The sequence below is a fragment of the Gynuella sp. genome (genome assembly GCF_050297175.1).
In the GTDB taxonomy this organism is placed as follows: domain Bacteria; phylum Pseudomonadota; class Gammaproteobacteria; order Pseudomonadales; family Natronospirillaceae; genus Gynuella.
In genome coordinates, this window is the sequence record NZ_JBNKSF010000014.1 from 75,218 (window position 1) to 95,908 (window position 20,691).

Below are 20,691 nucleotides of genomic sequence, written 5' to 3' on the forward strand. Positions count from 1 at the left end.
TTGACAAATATATTAAACTCAAGCCTTTATTTTTTAAGGAGTTTTTCAGATTCCTGTTGCTGCTGCATTTGCCACAGTTCAGCATAGAGACCGCCACTGGCCAGCAACTGTCCATGAGTACCGAACTCGCAAATCCTTCCTTGTTCCAACACAACAATCACATCAGCATTCACAACTGTCGATAAACGATGAGCAATCACCACAGTTGTCCTGTTTCTGGATAATTCCTCCATGGCATCCAATATTGCCTTTTCTGCTCTGCTATCCAACGCCGAAGTCGCTTCATCAAAAATCAGGATCGGAGGATCCTTCAGTAAGGTTCTGGCAATCGCAATCCGCTGTTTTTCACCACCCGATACTTTTAACCCCCGCTCTCCGACTAATGTATCAGCCCCCTTTGGTAACTGACGGACAAATTCACCAAGATGCGCCATTTCAATTGCCCGCCAGACATCCGCATCACTTGCTTGTGTATTGCCGTACCAGACATTGTTAAAAATGGTGTCATTAAAAAGTACAGTATCCTGTGGAACCACCCCGATATGACGGCGCAGACTTGATTGCGTTACATCCACAATACATTGATCATCTATCTTGATCCGGCCCGAGGAAGGATCATAAAACCGAAACATCAATCTCGCCAAAGTTGATTTTCCAGAACCGCTGTGCCCGACCAAGGCAACTTTCTGCCCTGGCAAAATCTCCAGATTCAGGTCATGGATGATCATCCTCTCAGCACTGTATCCAAAACTAACATTCTCAAAAACAACATGCCCCCGATGTACTACCAGATCCGTTGCATTGCCGGCATCGGTGACAGCTGGTTTCCGGTTCAGCAAGCCAAGCATGTTTTCCACATCAGCCACCGCCCGACGCACTTCGCGATATACAAAACCCAGAAAATTAAGAGGAATAAACAGTTGGATCATATAGGCATTTATCATGACAAGGTCACCCAGTGAAACCTGGCCTTCTGCAACATCGTAACCAGCCATGATCATCATGACGGTTACAGCTGCAGAAACAATAAATGCCTGCCCACTGTTCAATGCAGCCAGAGAAAGACGATTTCGCATCCGTGCAGCTTCCCACTGCTGCAGGTAATGATCATATTCACGACTTTCATAGGCTTCATTATTGAAATACTTAACGGTCTCATAGTTCAACAGACTATCAATGGCACGTGAGTTGGATCTTGAGTCCAGCTGATTGGCCTCACGTACAAACCTGGTGCGCCATTCAGTTGTGTAGATGGTGAAAAGGATATACACCGATACCGCAGACACAGTAATCAGAGCATACAGGACGTTGAAATTGACAAACAAAATGCCCGCGACCATGAGTAGTTCAAACAGCGTGGGCAAAATATTAAAAACCACTGTTCGTAGCAAAAAGCTGATGCCACTCGTTCCGCGATCGATATCCCTCGATACTCCACCGGTTTGGCGATTAAGATGAAAATCCAGCTCCAGCTTATGAAGATGCTGAAACACCGCCAGCGAAGTCTTACGCATGGTATGTTCAGTGACACGAGAAAATATTGCATCCCGCAATTCACCTAAAAATACAGAAGCAAATCGCACAGCACCATAAGCCAATAACAATGCGAGAGGCACCACCACAACCTGAGCCTTACTGGCATCAAGCGAATCTACAATATGCTTTAACACCCAGGGCATGGTTACGGTTGCGATTTTTGCCAGAATCAATAGCACAAGTGCAGCAGTGACTCGCCCGCGATAATCCATCAGATAAGGCCACAGTCCTTTTAGAACCGACCAGACATTTACATCCTTATTGGGTGCTTCCTCATAGATACCAGCTCTGCGACTCGACATAATTACTGAATATGATGAAGCCAGTCAGGTATGGGACGATCCAGAACATTGGTCAGCCGGGACCAGCCCAGTTGCGCCAATATATCCCGCCATGAATCTGTCAAACCCGCATGAATCACCACATCCTGACCATTAGCAGGATGTTTAAACTCTACCTGCATGGCCCGTAATGCGAGTTGCTTCCAACCGAAATGACGGATGAATAAGTCATTATGACGACCATCACCATGACGGGTATCACTGATAAGATGATGGGATATTTTCCGAAAATGACGGCGGATCTGGTGCTTTCTACCGGTTTTCGGTTCCGCCAATACCAGAGAATATCTGGCTTTTGGGTATTTACTGACCGGTATCGCCAATTCGGTATGAGCGAGTTTGCAATACTCAGTCACCGCTTCTTTGGCCGGCTTATCCTTTTTGGCAAACTTATCCGCAATCTTATCCAGTTCCTCCGCCAAAGGCGCATCAATCACTCCTGATACTTTTGTCCAGCCTCGGGCAATTAACAAATAAGACTTACGGATCTTTTGCTCAGAAAACTGCCCCAACATAGCCCGGGCGACGTCCGGGGTTTTGCCGAACAGCAACACACCACTGGCTGGCCGATCCAGACGGTGCAATGTGTGTAACTTCTGCCCACAATATTCTTCAGCCAGATTCTGAGCAAATTGAGTGGCAGATGAATCCAGCCAGCTTTTATGCACCAGCATGCCTGGGATCTTATCCACCGCAAGAAGATAGTCGTCTTCAAATAAAATCGATTGTTGCACAATGAACCCTGATTATTCCTCGTCGTCCAGTTCGGTGACGACTTTTTCACCACATTTTTTACAATCACCTTCTACGTAGATAATGCCATCCAGCTCATATTCAATTGGATTTACCATCCCGAGATCCATCTCCATGCAGTGGTTACACCACGTATACTGTAAAAACGAACGCTGCTCCTCAAGATCTCGAGCATAGAAATCACGTTCTATTAGATCTGACATCAGGACTCCTCCCATGGGGTTTGTGAACATATGCCAACATGTATTGCCGGCCGGGGGTATAACCGATCTGCGATACTTTTACCAATGAAATACATCTTTTCTATAAACTTAGATCAACTTATCAATCCGATAAGAACGCCAGACACCTACCCTATCCAATCGGCTTTATACGCAACTGGGGGGAAACCAAATCAGAAAATCACCCTGCCCGGTCACACAGACAGTTACGGCGATATTCACTCATAACGAATAAATTATTGCTAACAGACGCACCCCAGAATCCGTATTATAGACACGCCTTTAACAATTAGGGATCTAACTTTGACACATCCTGTCTTTATTTGTTTTGAAGCCTCTGGCTATAGTGAGCGCAGCTACCCCATTGCACTGGGTTGGACACTGCATGACGGCTGCTACAAAAGTATATTTATCAAACCAGAGGATGACTGGACTGAGTGGGATGCCAACCTTGAGAGTCACCTAAGCAAGACCAGAGAGGATTTGTACCAACTCGGGGAGCCCGCACTGGATGTAATCCGAGAACTGGATCTGGATGTTGAACAGGGCATCGTCTATGTAGAAGACACAGATGCAGCCACCCTCTGGCTTGAAGCACTTTACAATGCTTACGACAAAGATATTCCTTTTGAAATCAAATCATTGTTTGAGCTGTTCCCTGAAATCAATCGCAGCGACTTCGACGAGGAAAGACGTTATTTGTTGGAATCCAATAACCTGTCCTTCAGTTCAGCAGAAGATCAGGTACTGGTAATGCAAAGACTCTGGGCAGACTTTGGTCAAAAGCAACGTTAACCAATCACTTCTTTGATCAGTGGAATTGTAATCCGACGCTGTTGCGTCAGAGACGCCAAATCCAATGTATCGAGCATCTGAAATAAGCTGCCAACATCGCGTGGAAAATGCGTCACAATATAGCGGGCTACTTCTGGCGTCAGATTCAGCCCCTTTCGTTCCGACCGGGCAATCAAGGCCCGGACCATCTGGCTGTCGTTTAGGGCATGGAGTCGGAAAATCAATCCCCAGCTAAAACGACTGACCAAGTCAGACATTTCCAGGGACAATTCCCCAGGAGATACATCCGCGGCCAACAATAGCTGTCGTTTCAACTGACGGGTACGGTTAAACAGGTTGAACATAGCCTCCTGCCAACGCGATTTGCCTGACAGCAGATGCACATCATCAATGCAGACCAGGGAGTACTGCTCCAAACCATCCATCAGGGAAGGATCACAGTTGACGGTATCACGAAAGGAAAAATAAAAAGCATTGTGCTCTCTGCACATGGCCTGCAGCAAATAACTTCGTCCAGCCCCGGACTCCCCCCAAATGAACAACAGATGCTCTTCGTTTCCGACAAAATCGGCCAGACAACTTAACAGCTCCTCATTACCCTCGGCATAAAAATGCTCCAGAGCCAAAGGCTCAGGCAGCTTAACGGCGAGAGGTAACTGAACTGGTTTCATGGTTTCCCGTACAATGAACTGCCCTTATAGTTGGCATGCAAATGCCGCAACAGCACCATAATCACTGCCGCCACGGGCAATCCAATCAGAATGCCCACGAAGCCAAACAATTGTCCGCCGGCCAACACCGCAAAAATAACCGCGACAGGATGAAGCCCTATTCGGTCACCAACCAATAAAGGAGTTAACAACATGCCTTCGACCATTTGTCCTATCGCAAAAACCAGACAGACCCACAACAATGGCATCCAATCCTGGAACTGCAACATAGCGGCAATTAAAGCAAACCCAATCCCAACCACAAATCCCATATACGGAACAATACTGGCAAGACCGGCCACTAATCCAATCAACAATGCCAACTTAAGACCAACAACCCACAGCCCAATAGAGTACATAATTCCCAGCGCCAGCATGACCAACAACTGCCCGCGCAGAAAAGCACCTAGCATTTCGTGGCATTCCTGAGCCACTTTTGTACTCGTCTGATAGTAGTTTCGAGGAATCAAATCACCAATCCTCGCTACCATAATGTCCCAGTCACGCAGCAAATAAAAAGTCACCACCGGAATCAGGACCAAATTACCAATAAAAGCCGCCACAGCAATACCCGATGTGGTTACCCTGGCAAGAGTTTTGGTCACAATAGACCCCGTTTCCTTCCAGTTTATGGTTGCGCCTAAGGATGACCAGTCTATGGCATCAAGATCGACGCCTACATTCTGATTGATCCAGGGAATAGCTTCTTTTTGGAAACGCACTATTGCCTCAGGTCCGATCTCGGCCAGGAAGCGAAACTGCGAGGCAAGCTTGGGCACCAGAATCAAGCCAATCGCCACCAGAACCAGCAATAACACCGCAAACGTCACTACGACAGATAGCGTTCGTGAGAGTTTTAACTTTTCCAGACGATCAACCAGCGGATCTCCCATATAAGCCAGTGCAATACCCACCAGAAACGGGGACAAAATTGGTGAAAGCAGATAAATAAACATGCCGAAAAGCAGCACGCTGACCAGAACTAACCATTTTTGAGTATCAGAAATCACCATTAAATCCTTTTCAGTCGCCATCGGGGGTTAGGGGTTCCAGACGTAGCGAAGCTCATTTGGAGGCTCTTGAACACCTGCAGCAGCAAAATACTGCTCCGGAACCAAACGCGAATCCAGAGCAATCAACCTCTTCAACTGCTGTACATCACCAGAAACATCTACCTGAATGCGTAATATGTCATCAGTAACAGATACCACTAGCGGGGAACTCACTCCCGTCATGTTTTCAACATACTGCAGCACTGAATGGTATCGTTTTAAATTTTGAACACCGGAAATTCTAAGCACCACACGGTCCTGGAACAAACTATTCAAATAAACCGCATATTGACCAGACAAACGACTGGAAATTTGCCCCAGCACTTGATCGATAATATCTTCCTCGGACCTACCATTGACAGTATATTTCTGTTGTTCACCATTAAAAATGAACAGCCAGGTCGAACGCCACTGCTGATCATTAACGGATTCCACTCGACCAGCCAGAATGGCATCGGCATTGTACCGGGCTGATGCGGCTGCCAAAGGCTCCGCAAACAGTCCCCATAGTTCCGAAACATCAAGCGTTAACTGATCTTCCAGGTCACCATGAGGCAGCATAACCGGAAGGCCACGGGCATCTGCCAACTGCTGGACTTTATCTGCCATATTTAGACTGGAATCCGAAGATAATATTTCTCTCACTCCATGGTTATTGGAAGCCACCCAAACCATTATATCAGGGCGCCGTGCACTCCAAACGGGGAACCCTAAAGTGGTCAGACTGGCATTAACCCGGCTGGGATCAAATGACATCTTCAGCCTCTGGGTATCCACCACTTCGCCAAGTGCATTGACTCTCTTTTCATTATTCGCCTCAAAACTGAAAGACAACAGGTAGCTTTGAGCGTCCTGCAGATATTTATTGATATCGTCATCCGCCAGCACCGCTTCATCACCACTGACTTTGGCAAATACTTTAGCCAGCCCTTGTGCCATCAGCTGATGCCGCTCTCTGGTAGAAGCCCCTACTGCAATCACTTCAGAGACTTTATACAAATCAGCAACTTTTGTGGCTGCCTGTACCTGAGAGGATATTCCCAGACACAGAACTCCCAGAAAGATCAAATGCCTGCCAAGAGACTTTAACACCATAAAATAACCTTCAGCCCAATTAACTTTGATAACTATTGTGACAAACGGGCGATAAAAAAACAGTGCTATGTGACAAAACTTGCTTCACCGGTGATAGAATGCGCGCCGCTTCCAATCCGAGACCTCTTTTCTGGAGACCAGCACATGGCTGACACACACAAAACATCATTAAGTTACGCAGACGCCGGTGTCGATATTAATGCCGGTAATGCTCTGGTAGAAAAAATAAAATCTGTTACAGCCAGAACTAAACGCCCTGAAGTACTAGGGGGACTTGGGGGGTTTGGCGCATTGTGTGAAATTCCGGAAGGCTACCGCCGGCCGGTACTGGTCAGCGGCACAGACGGCGTTGGAACCAAACTCAAACTGGCGCTGGATATGAAGAAGCACGACACCATCGGCATTGATCTGGTTGCCATGTGCGTGAATGATCTGGTGGTTTGCGGTGCTGAACCATTGTTCTTCCTTGATTACTACGCAACCGGAGCCCTGGATATTGAAACTGCGGCAGAGGTGATTACAGGCATTGCCAAAGGTTGTGAAGAATCAGGATGCGCACTTGTTGGTGGCGAAACAGCCGAAATGCCAGGCATGTATCACGGTGACGACTATGATTTAGCGGGATTTTGCGTGGGCGTAGTGGAAAAAGACAATATCATTGATGGCTCCACGATTGCCGATGGTGACACGATTATTGGCCTGCCCTCTTCCGGTCCACACTCCAATGGTTATTCTCTGATTCGAAAAGTGATTGACGTGGCTGGCGCAACGCTGGACCAGGATTTTGGTGACAGTACTCTCGGACAAACTCTACTGCAACCAACCCGGCTCTATGTTAAACCGCTGCTCAAGACAATGCGTGATACTTCAGGCATCAAGGGCCTGGTACATATCACCGGTGGCGGCTTTCAGGAAAACATTCCCCGCATCCTGCCAGACCAGGTCAAAGCCATTATCGAAACCACAAGCTGGCAACGCCCAGTCATCTTTGACTGGTTACAGGAAAACGGCAACATAACCGACTGGGAGTTGTTCAAAACCTTTAACTGTGGAATTGGCATGATATGTATTGTCGCCACCGATCAGGTGGAACAAGTGATGGAAAGCCTTCGTTCTTCAGGCGAAACGCCAGTAATTATCGGTAAAACCGCATCCTGCGATACAACAGATGAACGCGTTGAGCTAAGAGGAATCAAAGCGTGAACCAGAAATCAGGCATCGTGGTCCTGATCTCAGGCAGTGGCTCTAACCTACAGGCCATTGTCGATCAGGTTCAGCAGGGGAATATTGATGGTGAAATACGCGCCGTCATATCTAACCGCGCAGACGCATTTGGTCTTGAACGGGCCCGCACTGCGGGCATTCCTGCCATCATTCTTGACCACCGGGTATTTGCCTCTCGTGAAGCATTCGACCAGACGTTAGCCCGTACGATAGAAGCCTTTACACCGGAAGTTGTGGTCATGGCGGGATTCATGCGCATCCTGACGCCTGAATTTGTACAGCAGTTTATGGGGCGACTAATCAATATTCACCCTGCACTATTACCGAAATACAAAGGCCTCAATACTCACCAGCGCGCTATCGATGCCGGTGACAAAGAACATGGCTGTACTGTCCATTTTGTGACCCCTGAACTGGACGATGGCCCCAACATCATTCAGGCTGTGGTTTCTATTACGGCTGATGACGATGCCAAGTCATTGTCAGTTAAGGTTCAGCAACAGGAACACATCATCTATCCACTCGCAGTAAAGTGGTTTACTGAGAAAAGGCTTAGCATGATTAAGGGTCAGGCATATTTTGATGGGAACATTCTTGAGCAATACGGCAAAATTATTGACGCCCGATAGTCTGACAAAGGCAATGACCAAAAGACTTTCTTCTTTTCATGCATTGCTGGCTGTTACGCTCCTTGCAGCATCGTCAGTGCAGGCAGAAGATCTGACCGAGTTTAGGATGAAGCTCAAAGCTGAACGTTTTCGCCCAATCAGCGTTACTATGTCCGGCACCCAGAGCTTGGTGAAACTGCCTAACGAAAACTGGCAGTTTCAGTTGCTGGCAGATGGTTCTTGGGCAGGCATCGAAGAAACATCTGAGTTTTCTATTCAACAAAACAAAGTATTACCCGTACATTTTCAAAGTGATTCCCACTTCAGCTTTTTTTCAGAAAAAAAGGAAATCACTTTTGATCATCAAAACAGCAAAATATCTATAAAAGTCGACAAGGACCAACGCACTCTTGACCTGAAAGCGGACGTTTTTGATCCACACTCCTACCAGATTCACCTGGCCAACCAGATACGCGAAGGCAAAGACAACATTGAGTTTCGGGTTATCCGTTACAAAAGGCCCTTGGTCTATAGTTATCAGGTTGCTGGAGAAGAGTGGCTCAACACAGCTGCCGGCAAACTGCTGACGGTGAAGGTCAAGCAAGTTCGGGGGGTAGATAAAAAAGAAGACTATTTTGTCTGGTTGGCAAAAGATTATGGCTACATCCCGATTCAATTTGAGCACTACAAGAAAGATAAAATCATTGATCGAATTAAGATGATTTCCGGCACGTTCGATGGCAACCCAATTCAGGGTAGCCAGTAACCCTTCAGAGAAGTCAGACTGGCTTTAGATGCGACTCGAATACAGACGACTTTAAGCGCCTTGAAGGGTATCTTCGTTTTTTCTCAGAGTTTCCAATTACCCACGCTGCCCCAGCGAAACAGATGCCAACAACACCGTTGATAAAGACAAATACTTGATCCTATCTGTTCAATCAGCCAACATTTCAAGATATTCATTTTGCTGGACTATGTTATGAAAGTGGCTGTTTTTTCTACCAAACCATATGATCAAAAGCACCTTGAAGCGGCCAACCATGGCCAGCATGAACTGGTCTTTTTTGACACCCATATGTCAGCTCAAACAGCCGCTCTCGCGGAAGGATTTGATGCGGTTTGTTGCTTCGTAAACGATGTTCTGGACGCCGAGACCCTGAGCAACCTTCACCACGCCGGCATCAAAATGATCGCCATGCGTTGCGCCGGCTTCAACAATATTGATCTCAATAAATGTTGCGAATTGGGCTTACCCGTTGCTCGTGTACCAGAATACTCTCCATATGCGGTAGCCGAACACGCTGTTGCCTTGATTATGGACCTCAACCGCAACATCCACAGAGCATTCAATCGGGTCAGGGAAAATGATTACTCCCTTAACGGATTATTGGGTTTTGATATGCATGGTAAAACCGTCGGAGTGATCGGGACAGGAAAAATAGGTGTCGCATTTGCTACTATCATGCATGGTTTTGGCTGTCAGATTATAGCCTCCGACCCTTACCAAAACCCGGACATGGAAGCACTAGGCACTTATGTCGATAGAGATGAACTCTGGCAGCAAGCGGATATTATAAGCCTACATTGCCCACTGATGCCGGCAACACAACACCTGATCAATCAGAGCACGATTGAAAGAATGAAACCTGGAGTCATGATTATCAACACATCCAGAGGTGGTCTAATTGATACGAAAGCAGTCATTGATGGGCTCAAGAGCGAAAAAATCGGTTATCTCGGCTTGGATGTCTATGAAGAAGAAGCCAATTTGTTTTTTGAAGATTATTCCAATGACATGTTGATGGACGATATTTTTGCCCGTCTGCTGACCTTCCCAAATGTTGTCATCACCGGTCACCAGGCATTTTTTACCCGTGAAGCACTACAGGCAATTGCCAGGATAACCATGCAAAACCTGAGCAGCTTCGCCTCCGGCAACATAGCAGAAGTAAGATGGATACCAGAGACTTTGGCTCAACAGCCATAGTCCACTGGCACAGCAACTGTCCCTGAACCTGCTGACATACAGGTACTGATGCCACCCTCCAACGTTAGAGGCATGGCATCTCATCCTGATTGATCAACATGGGCCTGTTACCTACGCTTACTGCCCAATAGACAAATGAACAGGAAAATCAACAGATCTTGACTTCAACCCTGGTCACAGGAAAAACCGGAAACCAACCATCACCATTTCCTGCAACTCCTCGCCATCGAACAGTTCGCCAACCATAAACCGGTTATATTGACCCACAATCGCCAAACGTTTCGACACATAGATTTCTGCATCCACATACCAGTCATACTGAGCATCCTGATCTTTTGACCAGTCAAAACTCAAATACTTACTTTCATATTGCAAACCAGGGGTTATATGAAAATCCTTTAACCCTGGCACCGGCGTCATCACTGCACCCAGCCCGATTCCAAAGTTTTTCCACTCATAACCATTTTCAGCCTCAGTAGTTGCATAATACAGATCAACTTTAGCACCGGTAAAACTCCATTTTGCTGGTTCAGTAGCAGAAGCATAAGCGTCTCCTTTCAGCGAAAATCGTGATACCCGAAATGAATCATCTGACTTACCTTCCAACTCATCCATTGTGCCGTAGCGCTCGTATGCAAAATACCCCATGTTCTTATCATAGTTATCATATTTGGCCAGACCGATAAGCCCATAGAAGTGATCTTTACTGCCCAGCGCTTTAATCAATATTCCAGAATCACCCTCTGGGCCATCAGATGACGACTGCAATGAAGCCGCAAAAACACTGACAGGGGCTGCCAACGTTGCCAACAACACAACCAGGTTTATTATTTTTTTCATATATCACTCTTCATTAAATTTAGTCATCTGAAATCTGAATGGACGGAATATTAGGCGCTGATTTTGTCAACATAGCCACCTCACTCGCAAGCGCCAGAGCAGCATGTTGATAACGAATAGCGACTTCGCTGTCAGGCTCACTGATGACGGTAGGCTCACCACCATCCGCTTGTTGCCGTATTGCCATATCGAGAGGCATACTGGCCAGCAACCGAGTGTCATACTGGTCCGCCAGACGAGCCCCTCCCAGCTCACCAAAAACATGCTCTTCATGGCCGCAATTGGAGCAGATATGAACCGCCATGTTTTCGACAATTCCAAGAACTGGAATATTCACTTTACGGAACATTTCTATACCTTTCTTGGCATCCAGCAAGGCGATATCCTGCGGTGTAGTAACTATCACCGCGCCTGTTGCTGGTACTTTTTGTGACAGGGTCAACTGAATATCGCCCGTTCCAGGAGGCATATCCACGATGAGATAGTCCAACTGCTGCCATTTGGTCTGCATCAACATTTGCTGCAAGGCACTGCTGACCATGGGACCACGCCAAACCATTGGCGTCTGCTCATCAACTAGATAAGCCATCGACATGCTCTGAATACCATGCGCCAGTACCGGCAACATATACTTATCATCTTCAGTATCCGGGCGAGTGGACGGTGGAACTCCCAACATCATAGCCTGACTGGGACCATAAACATCTGCGTCCAGCAAACCAACACTGGCGCCTTCTTTTTTGAGCGCTAACGCAAGATTGACCGCTGTTGTACTCTTACCGACTCCACCTTTGCCAGATGCAACCGCAATGATATTTTTAACCTCTTGCATGGCCGGAATGCCGCCTTTGGCAGCCTGTGGTTGCACATGCCAATCAATGGTTACTTTGGGCTGCAATCCGCCAAGCTGACTGCCCAGCTGAGCCTCCACCAGCGTAGCCAATCCCCACCCAAAAGATCCGACCGGATACGGCATCATCAAAGAAATTTCCAAAAACGCATCATTAACCTTCACACTTGCAATATCGGCAACTGTGCTTAAAGGACGTAGACAGTTTGGATCCTGCATCTCTGCCAAAACTGATTCTACGACTGACTGATAATTCATAATCGATAACCTTAAAAAAATAATCGGTGCAAAGATTGGCCTGACTCGGGCGGTAAGGTAACATTTCGCGCTGTTTTTTTGTTACTTTCAAAGGAAATAAATTCTTCCATGAGCAATCCGCGAAAAATTCTCCTGACCAGTGCGCTTCCCTATGCTAATGGCCCGATTCATTTGGGGCATATGCTGGAACATATTCAAACTGATATCTGGGCCAGATTCCAACGTTCTCGCGGAAATATGTGTATCGCGGTATGTGCTGATGATACCCATGGCACCGCCATTATGCTCAAGGCCGAGGCAGAAGGCATTACTCCAGAGCAGTTGATTGACCGGGTAAACAAAGAACATAAGGCCGATTTCACAGACTTTCTGGTTGCCTATGACAACTATTATTCAACCCATTCAAAAGAAAACGAACACTACTCGAGGCATATCTATCAGCAATGCAAGCAAAATGGTGTGATCGCGGTCAGGAATGTACGTCAATTTTTTGATCCCGAGAAAAAAATGTTTCTCGCTGATCGCTACATCAAAGGGACCTGCCCCAAATGCGGAGCAGAAGACCAATATGGTGACAACTGCGAAGTGTGCAGCTCCACCTATTCACCAGCAGATCTGATCAATCCCCGCTCAACTATTTCTGGTGCTACGCCGATTGAGAAAGATTCCGAGCATTATTTCTTAACAGTTTCCCAGCATAGCGACATGCTGAAGTCCTGGACCAGGTCAGGTGTGCTGGCGGATTCCGTCGCCAACAAACTGGCAGAGTGGCTGGATACCGGCCTTCAGGACTGGGATATCAGTCGCGACGCCCCCTACTTCGGTTTCGAAATTCCGGACGCGCCGGGCAAATACTTTTATGTGTGGCTGGACGCACCAATCGGCTACATGGCCTCATTTCAGAACCTGTGTGATCGTACTCCCGAATTGGAGTTCGATGAGTTCTGGCGCGCCGATAGTACAACCGAGCTGTATCACAATATCGGTAAAGACATCATCGCATTCCATGCACTGTTCTGGCCCGTAATGCTGGAAACGTCCGGGTACCGCAAACCAAATGGTGTCTGGGCCCACGGTTATGTGACCGTCAATGGGGAAAAGATGTCCAAGAGCCGCGGAACATTTATCATGGCAAGGACATATCTGAAACATCTGAATCCAGAATATCTGCGTTATTACTATGCCGCAAAACTGACACCCAGCGTTGAAGACCTTGATTTGAACCTGGACGACTTTGTTCAGAGAGTCAACTCAGATATGGTTAACAAAGTAGTCAACATTGCCAGTCGTTGTGCGGGTTTCATCAAAAAAGCAGGAGGCCAGCTGAGCTCCCATCTGAGCGAACCGGAGCTGTATCAGACTTTTATCGAGAAAGGCGATACTGTTGCCAGGCACTACGAAAAAAGGGAATACAGCCGGGCAATTCGGGAAATCATGACCCTGGCCGACTTAGCCAATGAATACATTCAGGCCAAAGCACCATGGAGTCTGGCCAAGCAGGAAGGAAAAGGTCAGGAAGTGATAGATGTCTGCTCCACCGGAATTCAACTGTTCCGGGTTCTAATGACTTATCTGGCACCAGTGCTTCCGAACATGGCCGATAAAGCTGCTGGCTTCCTGAATCTTAACAATCTTGACTGGACAGAACTCAGCAAGGACTTATGCGGTCACCAGATAAACAAGTTCACCCCACTAATGACACGGATCGAACGCAGTACTGTAGACGCGATGATTGAAGACAGTAAACAAGATGTCGCCGCAGCCAAATCAACTACAACTAAGAGTGCCCAGACAGACAACATGATTCAGTTCGATGATTTTGCCAAGGTTGATCTAAGAGTGGCAAAAGTGATCAATGCAAGCGCGGTTGAAGGTGCCGACAAGCTTATTTCCCTGACACTGGATGTTGGACCTTTAGGTCAGCGCCATGTTTTTTCTGGAATCAAGAGCAAATATCAGCCAGAGGACCTTATTGGTAAAAATCTGGTACTGGTTGCTAATCTTGCTCCACGAAAAATGAAATTCGGTTTGTCAGAAGGTATGGTCCTGGCTGCCGGTGATAAGGATTTTTGGGTACTGGAAGCCCATGAAGCCGTGAAGCCTGGTGAAAAAGTCAGCTGACACATCAATACTCCGGGTCATTCATAACGACAATGGCCCGGCTTTAGGCGCATGGTTTATGATTTCATAGCCGATGAGCTTTCTTTTATAACCAAATACTTTTAAAACTCTGATTTTTCATATTGTATGGAATATTTGCCTTAAGGATAATTGGCCACCATTTTTTCTGGGGTATCAGCATGACCGATTATTTGTTGATGTTGGTGAGCACTATACTGGTCAACAACTTTGTATTGGTTCAGTTTCTGGGCCTGTGTCCATTTATGGGCGTATCCAACAAACTGGAAACCGCCATGGGCATGTCTCTGGCAACGACCTTTGTGCTGACACTTTCTTCTGCCTGCAGCTATCTCACGTTCACTTGGATTCTCCAGCCTCTTGGGCTCGAATACCTGAAAACCATCAGCTTTATCCTGGTGATTGCGGTTGTCGTGCAGTTCACCGAAATGGTCATACGTAAAACCAGCCCACTGCTATATAGAGTGCTGGGAATTTTCCTGCCATTAATTACTACCAACTGCGCTGTTTTGGGTGTCGCCCTACTGAATATCAAAAAACAAAACAACTTTTTTGAATCGCTGATTTACGGTTTTGGTGCAGCCGTAGGCTTCGGATTGGTATTGGTGCTATTTGCAGCGTTGCGCGAACGGATCAACCACAGTGATGTTCCAACCCCATTTAAAGGCTCTGCCATTGGATTGATTACCGCCGGATTAATGTCATTGGCATTCATGGGATTTTCCGGCCTGGTACCGGCTTAAGAGGACAATAATGTGATAACAGTCATCATCGCTATTGTTGCCATTTTTCTTCTGGCTCTGGCTTTTGGCGCCCTACTGGGTTTTGCAGCGGTCCGCTTCAAACCAGAAGGAAACCCTATCGTCGACCAAATTGATGCCATATTGCCGCAAACCCAATGCGGCCAATGTGGACACCCTGGTTGCCGCCCATATGCCGAAGCAATTGCTGGTGGCGACGAACCTATCAATAAATGCCCTCCTGGTGGCGAATCAACCATTGCTGCACTGGCTGACCTGCTGGATGTGGAAGCAGTGCCCTTGGATGCTGAACATGGCGAGGAAAAACCAACTCAGGTAGCCGTGATTCGCGAAAACGAATGTATTGGTTGTACAAAATGCATTCAAGCGTGTCCGGTAGATGCCATCATCGGTGCTGCGAAACAAATGCATACGGTGATTGCATCAGAATGTACCGGGTGCGATCTTTGTGTGGAACCCTGCCCAGTGGACTGCATTGACATGGTGCACGTAGCCACCACTCTCGAAACCTGGGGCTGGCAACAGCCTGTTACCGAATACCACCTGATTGCCACGGACCAACGTGGGGAAGAAGCTGCATGACAACCGCCTATAAAATCTGGGACATACCTGGCGGGATACACCCGGAACAATACAAAACCCTTTCCAATGCTTCAGAGATCCAACCGGCGGTTTTACCTCCGGAGATCATTTTGCCACTGAATCAGCATATAGGCGCGCCCGCCGAGGTGCTGGTGAACGTTGGCGATCAGGTGAAAACCGGGCAGCTGATTGCACGCAATAAAGGACAAATCAGCGTCGGAGTACACAGCTCTATCACTGGCACTGTGACTGCCATTGAGTCACGCCCAATTCCTCATCCTTCCGGCATGCCGGCACTCTGTGTCGTTATTGAACGTCTGGCAGAAGAAGAGATTTTATTTCTGCCCCCTTTGAACGACTGGAAGAGCGAGCCACTGGAAATTTTGTTGCAGCGGGCACTGGATGCAGGCCTTGCGGGTATGGGAGGTGCAGGTTTCCCCACTCATGCAAAGTTAAACAGTCGTGGAAATATCCATACCCTGATCGTTAATGCCGTGGAATGTGAGCCCTACATTACATCTGATGATCGCTTGATGCGGGAAAAAGCGTCAGAAATTGTCGAAGGAATTGAAATTACCCGACTGATCACTGGTGCACAAAAAGTATTGATCGGCATCGAAGACAACAAACCTGAAGCCATCACCGCCCTGCAAACTATCATCGACAGGATTCCCGACAAAGGTATTGAAATACGTGTAGTGCCTACCAAGTACCCATCTGGTGGAGAAAAGCAGTTGATTCAGCTGCTCACTGGTCAGGAGGTTCCTTCTGGCAGTATACCGGCAACTCTGGGCATCGTAATGCAAAATGTAGGCACTATTTATGCCCTTCAACAAGCGATTGTACTGGGTAAACCGCTGATCGAACGCGTGGTCACTGTCACAGGTGAAAACTGCCCCAATCCTGGCAACAGATGGATCAGACTGGGCACCCCGATGTCTTTTATTCTTGAACAGGTCGGCGTCAAAGCCGATGGCCCCCATCAACTGATCATGGGTGGACCAATGATGGGCTTTACGGTGATGGACCATCAGGCACCGGTCATCAAAACCACCAACTGCTTGTTATTGCCTGAACCCAAACCAGAGCAACCTATATTACCCTGCATACGCTGTGGTATGTGTGAACAGGCATGTCCGGTTAACCTGTTGCCACAGCAACTTTACTGGAATGCAAAAAGCCATGACTGGGAAAAAGCAGAACTAAACAGCCTGTTCGATTGTATTGAATGTGGTGCCTGCGCGTGGTCTTGTCCCAGCAATATTCCTCTGGTGCAGTATTACCGGTTTGCCAAGGCTGAAATCAAAAAAGAACGCGCCGAAACAGAAAAATCAGACCGGGCCCGACTGCGTTTTGAGCAAAGACAGGAACGTCTGGCACAAGAGGAAGCCGAAAAAGAAGCCAAACGTAGAGCCAGAGCCGAAGCAGCAGCCAAAGCACAACAGGCGAAACAGGAAAGCGACGGTGACAATGCGGTCAATAGCGACATGAAATCCGAAATACTGGCATCCGTGGCTCGCGCCAAAGCCAAAAAGCAAAGTCAAGCCGAGCCGAGTGCGGTTCCTCCAAAGCCTGTCCTATCAACCGAACAACTCAAAGGCAAATGGGAAACGTTACAAAGCAAAGTCGAAACCGCTCGCACCAAACTGGATGCCGCCAAGACAGAAAACCCTGAAATGGTGAATGCATTAAGCACCGCACTGGGCAAACTGGAAGAAAAAGCACATCAGGCAAAACTGGCTTATCAACAGGCCGCTGAAGAAGAGAACAAACCCCAATGAGCAAGACCAACCTGAGTTCGCCACACCTGAAGAAACCATTGTCGGTACAACAGGTGATGCTGCAGGTATGCCTGGCAACAGTCCCTGGATTTCTGGTACTGACAGCCACATTTGGCTGGGGTTATCTGATCAATATGATCATCAGCATCACTACCGCATTAGTTGCCGAAGCCATTATGTTGAAGTTGCGCAGTCTGCCAGTCAGAGTATTTCTGTCTGACTTCAGTGCCGTCCTTACGGGTCTGTTGCTGGCCCTTGCGCTTCCACCAATGGCTCCTTGGTGGCTGGCCCTGGTTGGTAGTGCATTTGCCATCATATTCGTCAAACAGCTTTATGGTGGTCTGGGTAACAACCCATTTAATCCAGCTATGGCGGCATATGCTCTATTGTTGATCTCATTTCCTGTCCAGATGACAACATCATGGGGAGTAAGTTCGTTGGTCAATGACTCCCTGCCCTCTTTCAGCCAACAACTACTGAACAACTTTGGCGGTCACACCTATGACGGCATCACTATGGCCACACCGCTGGATAGCTATAAAACCGGAATTGAACTGGCCACCCGCGCAGAGTTACAGCAAACCCCCTTATTTGAGAGCAGTTGGTTGAATTCCTGGCTATGGGTCAGCCTGGCCTATCTCGCCGGCGGGTTGTACCTGCTCTTTCGTCGCATCATTTCATGGCATACTCCGGTTGCCCTGCTAGCCTCGCTGACCTTCATGGCCCTTATTTTCAGCTGGGATGCTGACTCCCATGTCCCGCCATTCATGCACCTTTTCGGCGGAGCAACGATGCTGGGGGCTTTTTTCATCGCTACAGACCCTTCCAGCTCAGCAGTCAGTAATCGAGGTAAACTGGTGTATGGCGCTGGCGTTGGGATTCTGACATATATCATCAGGACCTGGGGTAACTATCCAGATGCAATCGCGTTTTCAGTACTGCTGATGAATTTTACGGCCCCTTTTATAGACAACTATACCCGCCCACGCACTTATGGCCATGCCCGTGCCATCAAGGGTTATAAGGTAAATAAGGATTCCCAATGAATTTAGTCAGCAGCATACGTAAAAACGCTCTTGGGCTGGGAATTTTTGCCATTTTTACCGTTGGTCTCATCGCTATTACCCAATATCTCAGTACAGACAGAATTGAGCATAACCGTCACCTGTTTCAATCCCGACTGTTGTACGAAATTTTCCCTGGTGCCAGCCAAGACCTTGCTACCGAACAGGAAAAGATTACCAGCGAGGCGTTTATTGATGCTCAATTATTGAGTCTGAAAACTCCAGAACCATTTTTTAGTGATGGTCAGCATGTCATTCTTCCAGTCATTGCCCCAAATGGTTATACCGATGCCATTCAACTGCTGATAGGTATCAACCCGGATGGTTCCATTGCAGGGGTTAGAGCAATTGCCCATCAGGAAACACCGGGACTCGGTGACCAGATTGACACTCAGAAATCAGATTGGATACTTCAATTCAATGGCAAGTCTATTGGTGTTCCCGCACTGGAACAGTGGAAAGTAAAAAAAGATGGCGGTGCATTCGACCAACTGACTGGTGCGACCATAACACCAAGAGCTGTTACGGCAGCGGTTAAAAATGCCTTGTTGTTTTATCAGGCCAACCAAACCAAACTGTTACTAAAGGGCTCGTAAATCATGAACGAAACCTCTTTCAGACAAATTATTAAAAACGGCCTCTGGAATAACAACCCTGCACTGGTACAACTACTAGGATTGTGTCCGTTACTGGCCGTTTCGGCGAGTGTAGTCAATGCACTGGGGCTTGGGATCGCGACGACTGTCGTGATGATCGGTTCCAATACCGCAGTATCTTTAATTCGTAACCATGTTGATGACGCTGTTCGATTACCCGCTTTTGTTATGATCATCGCATCATTTACTACAGCAGCCGAATTGCTAATGCAGGCTTTTACCTATGAGCTTTATCATATTCTGGGAATTTTCATACCGCTGATTGTTACTAACTGCAATATTCTAGGTCGCGCAGATGGTTTTGCCCGCAAACACAGCGTAATCCCCTCTCTGCTGGATGGCCTGATGATGGGCCTCGGGTTTATGTGCGTACTCGTTCTGCTCGGAGCCATTCGTGAAATCATCGGCCAAGGAATCATATTCAGTAATATGCAATTACTGTTTGGGCCAGTAGCAAAAGACTGGCAAATAACGGTGTTCTCCAATTACCCACAATTTCTATTCGCCATCCTGCCACCTGGAGCATTCGTCGCATTAGGGCTCATTATTGCGGCTAAAAATGCTTTGGATGGATGGTTGAAGGCTCGCCGACAACCTGACAGCCAAAAGACTGGCTCCAAGCGGGTAAGGGTTACCGGAGTCATTAGTTAATTTCTTGCTTCGTCTTAATTACTGATACAGAGACTTTTCCACACGAAGAGGCCCATTGGCAAAAAACCATTCTGTCTACTGTTTTAATTTTGTCCGGCTTCACTTAAAGTGAAGCCTTATTGACTTTGTTAAAATGCGTAAATGAATAAAACCAAACGACAGCAGATTTTCACAATCCTACAAGAATCAAATCCGCAACCAACGACTGAACTTGAATATCATTCAACATTTGAACTACTGATAGCCGTTATGCTATCAGCCCAATCGACAGACGCTGGTGTCAACAAAGCCACTCGACGATTGTTTCCGTTGGCAAACACGCCAGAAGCTATTCTGGCTCTAGGTTTGGATAAACTGAAAAACCACATCAAAACCATAGGGTTGTTTAATACCAAGGCCCAGAACATTCTCAAAACCTGTGAGATATTGATTCAGGAATATAACAGCGAAGTTCCTGATCAACGGGAATTATTGGAGAAACTTCCTGGTGTAGGCAGAAAGACCGCCAACGTCATCTTGAATACAGCATTCAGGCAACCGACGATGGCTGTTGATACACATATATTCCGTGTTGCTAACCGGACTAAAATTGCTCCCGGAAAAAACGTTCGGGAAGTCGAAGACAAACTAATGCGAGTAGTTCCTAAAGAGTTCTTGTTAGATGCTCATCACTGGCTTATTTTACATGGACGCTATACCTGCGTGGCCAGAAAACCCAAATGTGGTGCCTGCATCATCGAGCACCTTTGTGAATATAACGACAAAACGGAATAAACCCATGCAAGGA

21 protein-coding genes are annotated in these 20,691 nt (G+C 47.2%); 13 read left to right on the forward strand and 8 right to left on the reverse strand.

Annotated elements, in window-relative coordinates; translation table 11 throughout:
• Positions 1 to 26: 26 nt before the first annotated feature.
• The 3 genes from ACQY6I_RS05215 to ACQY6I_RS05225 are packed head-to-tail and all read right to left on the reverse strand — an operon-like array spanning position 27 to position 2,833.
• Positions 27 to 1,838, reverse strand: a complete 1,812-nt coding sequence (locus ACQY6I_RS05215; RefSeq protein ID WP_428240410.1) for an ABCB family ABC transporter ATP-binding protein/permease — start codon at positions 1,836 to 1,838, stop codon at positions 27 to 29.
• Between the two features lie 2 nt (positions 1,839 to 1,840).
• Complete coding sequence (locus ACQY6I_RS05220; RefSeq protein ID WP_428240411.1) at positions 1,841 to 2,611, reverse strand: pseudouridine synthase; 771 nt, start codon at positions 2,609 to 2,611, stop codon at positions 1,841 to 1,843.
• Between the two features lie 12 nt (positions 2,612 to 2,623).
• A complete protein-coding gene (locus ACQY6I_RS05225; RefSeq protein WP_428240412.1) occupies positions 2,624 to 2,833 on the reverse strand; it encodes a hypothetical protein in 210 nt (69 codons plus the stop codon).
• Between the two features lie 321 nt (positions 2,834 to 3,154).
• On the opposite strand from ACQY6I_RS05225, the gene ACQY6I_RS05230 reads away from it, so the two are divergent.
• A complete protein-coding gene (locus ACQY6I_RS05230; RefSeq protein ID WP_428240413.1) occupies positions 3,155 to 3,646 on the forward strand; it encodes a hypothetical protein in 492 nt (163 codons plus the stop codon).
• On the opposite strand, the gene hda is transcribed toward ACQY6I_RS05230, so the two are convergent.
• Genes hda through ACQY6I_RS05245 form a run of 3 tightly spaced genes read right to left on the reverse strand, consistent with a single transcriptional unit; the run spans position 3,643 to position 6,503 of the window.
• Positions 3,643 to 4,317 (reverse strand): DnaA regulatory inactivator Hda, encoded by a 675-nt coding sequence (hda, locus tag ACQY6I_RS05235; protein ID WP_428240414.1) that lies wholly within the window; start codon positions 4,315 to 4,317, stop codon positions 3,643 to 3,645. The two genes, ACQY6I_RS05230 and hda, sit on opposite strands and share 4 nt — an antisense overlap.
• Entirely contained in the window at positions 4,314 to 5,390 is a 1,077-nt protein-coding gene (locus ACQY6I_RS05240; protein ID WP_428240415.1) for an AI-2E family transporter, read from the reverse strand. Before ACQY6I_RS05240 ends, hda begins: the two co-directional genes overlap by 4 nt.
• Positions 5,391 to 5,396: 6 nt before the next feature.
• The gene (locus ACQY6I_RS05245) at positions 5,397 to 6,503 is read right to left on the reverse strand and encodes a DUF2066 domain-containing protein (RefSeq protein ID WP_428240416.1); all 1,107 of its coding nucleotides are present in this window, start codon (positions 6,501 to 6,503) and stop codon (positions 5,397 to 5,399) included.
• 144 nt (positions 6,504 to 6,647) lie between these two features.
• Here ACQY6I_RS05245 and purM point away from each other — a divergent pair, with 144 nt between their 5' ends.
• The 4 genes from purM (at position 6,648) to ACQY6I_RS05265 (ending at position 10,322) form a co-directional block, all read left to right on the forward strand.
• Complete coding sequence (purM, locus tag ACQY6I_RS05250) at positions 6,648 to 7,706, forward strand: phosphoribosylformylglycinamidine cyclo-ligase (protein ID WP_428240417.1); 1,059 nt, start codon at positions 6,648 to 6,650, stop codon at positions 7,704 to 7,706.
• Complete coding sequence (purN, locus tag ACQY6I_RS05255; RefSeq protein WP_428240418.1) at positions 7,703 to 8,356, forward strand: phosphoribosylglycinamide formyltransferase; 654 nt, start codon at positions 7,703 to 7,705, stop codon at positions 8,354 to 8,356. Before purM ends, purN begins: the two co-directional genes overlap by 4 nt.
• Positions 8,357 to 8,369: 13 nt before the next feature.
• Positions 8,370 to 9,101 carry a DUF3108 domain-containing protein gene (locus tag ACQY6I_RS05260; RefSeq protein WP_428240419.1) on the forward strand — a complete coding sequence of 244 codons (732 nt, stop codon included), beginning with the start codon at positions 8,370 to 8,372 and terminating at the stop codon, positions 9,099 to 9,101.
• 213 nt (positions 9,102 to 9,314) lie between these two features.
• Positions 9,315 to 10,322 carry a 2-hydroxyacid dehydrogenase gene (locus tag ACQY6I_RS05265; protein WP_428240420.1) on the forward strand — a complete coding sequence of 336 codons (1,008 nt, stop codon included), beginning with the start codon at positions 9,315 to 9,317 and terminating at the stop codon, positions 10,320 to 10,322.
• Positions 10,323 to 10,496: 174 nt separating this feature from the next.
• Here ACQY6I_RS05265 and ACQY6I_RS05270 read toward each other — a convergent pair whose 3' ends face one another.
• Together ACQY6I_RS05270 and apbC are read right to left on the reverse strand one after the other, a co-directional pair.
• Positions 10,497 to 11,162, reverse strand: coding sequence for a hypothetical protein (locus tag ACQY6I_RS05270; RefSeq protein ID WP_428240421.1), 666 nt, complete (start codon positions 11,160 to 11,162; stop codon positions 10,497 to 10,499).
• Between the two features lie 19 nt (positions 11,163 to 11,181).
• Complete coding sequence (apbC, locus tag ACQY6I_RS05275) at positions 11,182 to 12,270, reverse strand: iron-sulfur cluster carrier protein ApbC (protein WP_428240422.1); 1,089 nt, start codon at positions 12,268 to 12,270, stop codon at positions 11,182 to 11,184.
• Positions 12,271 to 12,378: 108 nt separating this feature from the next.
• Between apbC and metG the strand changes: the two genes are divergently transcribed.
• The 8 genes from metG (at position 12,379) to nth (ending at position 20,678) form a co-directional block, all read left to right on the forward strand.
• On the forward strand, positions 12,379 to 14,391 hold the full coding sequence (gene metG / locus ACQY6I_RS05280) for a methionine--tRNA ligase (RefSeq protein ID WP_428240423.1): 2,013 nt from the start codon (positions 12,379 to 12,381) through the stop codon (positions 14,389 to 14,391).
• 179 nt (positions 14,392 to 14,570) lie between these two features.
• Positions 14,571 to 15,152 (forward strand): electron transport complex subunit RsxA, encoded by a 582-nt coding sequence (gene rsxA, locus ACQY6I_RS05285; protein WP_428240424.1) that lies wholly within the window; start codon positions 14,571 to 14,573, stop codon positions 15,150 to 15,152.
• A gap of 12 nt (positions 15,153 to 15,164) precedes the next feature.
• A complete protein-coding gene (rsxB, locus tag ACQY6I_RS05290) occupies positions 15,165 to 15,752 on the forward strand; it encodes an electron transport complex subunit RsxB (protein WP_428240425.1) in 588 nt (195 codons plus the stop codon).
• A complete protein-coding gene (gene rsxC / locus ACQY6I_RS05295) occupies positions 15,749 to 17,533 on the forward strand; it encodes an electron transport complex subunit RsxC (protein WP_428240426.1) in 1,785 nt (594 codons plus the stop codon). The genes rsxB and rsxC overlap by 4 nt, the downstream gene beginning before the upstream one ends.
• A complete protein-coding gene (rsxD, locus tag ACQY6I_RS05300) occupies positions 17,530 to 18,579 on the forward strand; it encodes an electron transport complex subunit RsxD (RefSeq protein ID WP_428240427.1) in 1,050 nt (349 codons plus the stop codon). The genes rsxC and rsxD overlap by 4 nt, the downstream gene beginning before the upstream one ends.
• Entirely contained in the window at positions 18,576 to 19,193 is a 618-nt protein-coding gene (gene rsxG / locus ACQY6I_RS05305) for an electron transport complex subunit RsxG (protein WP_428240428.1), read from the forward strand. The genes rsxD and rsxG overlap by 4 nt, the downstream gene beginning before the upstream one ends.
• A 3-nt stretch (positions 19,194 to 19,196) precedes the next feature.
• Positions 19,197 to 19,904, forward strand: a complete 708-nt coding sequence (locus ACQY6I_RS05310; RefSeq protein WP_428240429.1) for an electron transport complex subunit E — start codon at positions 19,197 to 19,199, stop codon at positions 19,902 to 19,904.
• Positions 19,905 to 20,045: 141 nt separating this feature from the next.
• Positions 20,046 to 20,678, forward strand: coding sequence for an endonuclease III (gene nth / locus ACQY6I_RS05315; RefSeq protein WP_428240430.1), 633 nt, complete (start codon positions 20,046 to 20,048; stop codon positions 20,676 to 20,678).
• Positions 20,679 to 20,691: the final 13 nt, after the last annotated feature.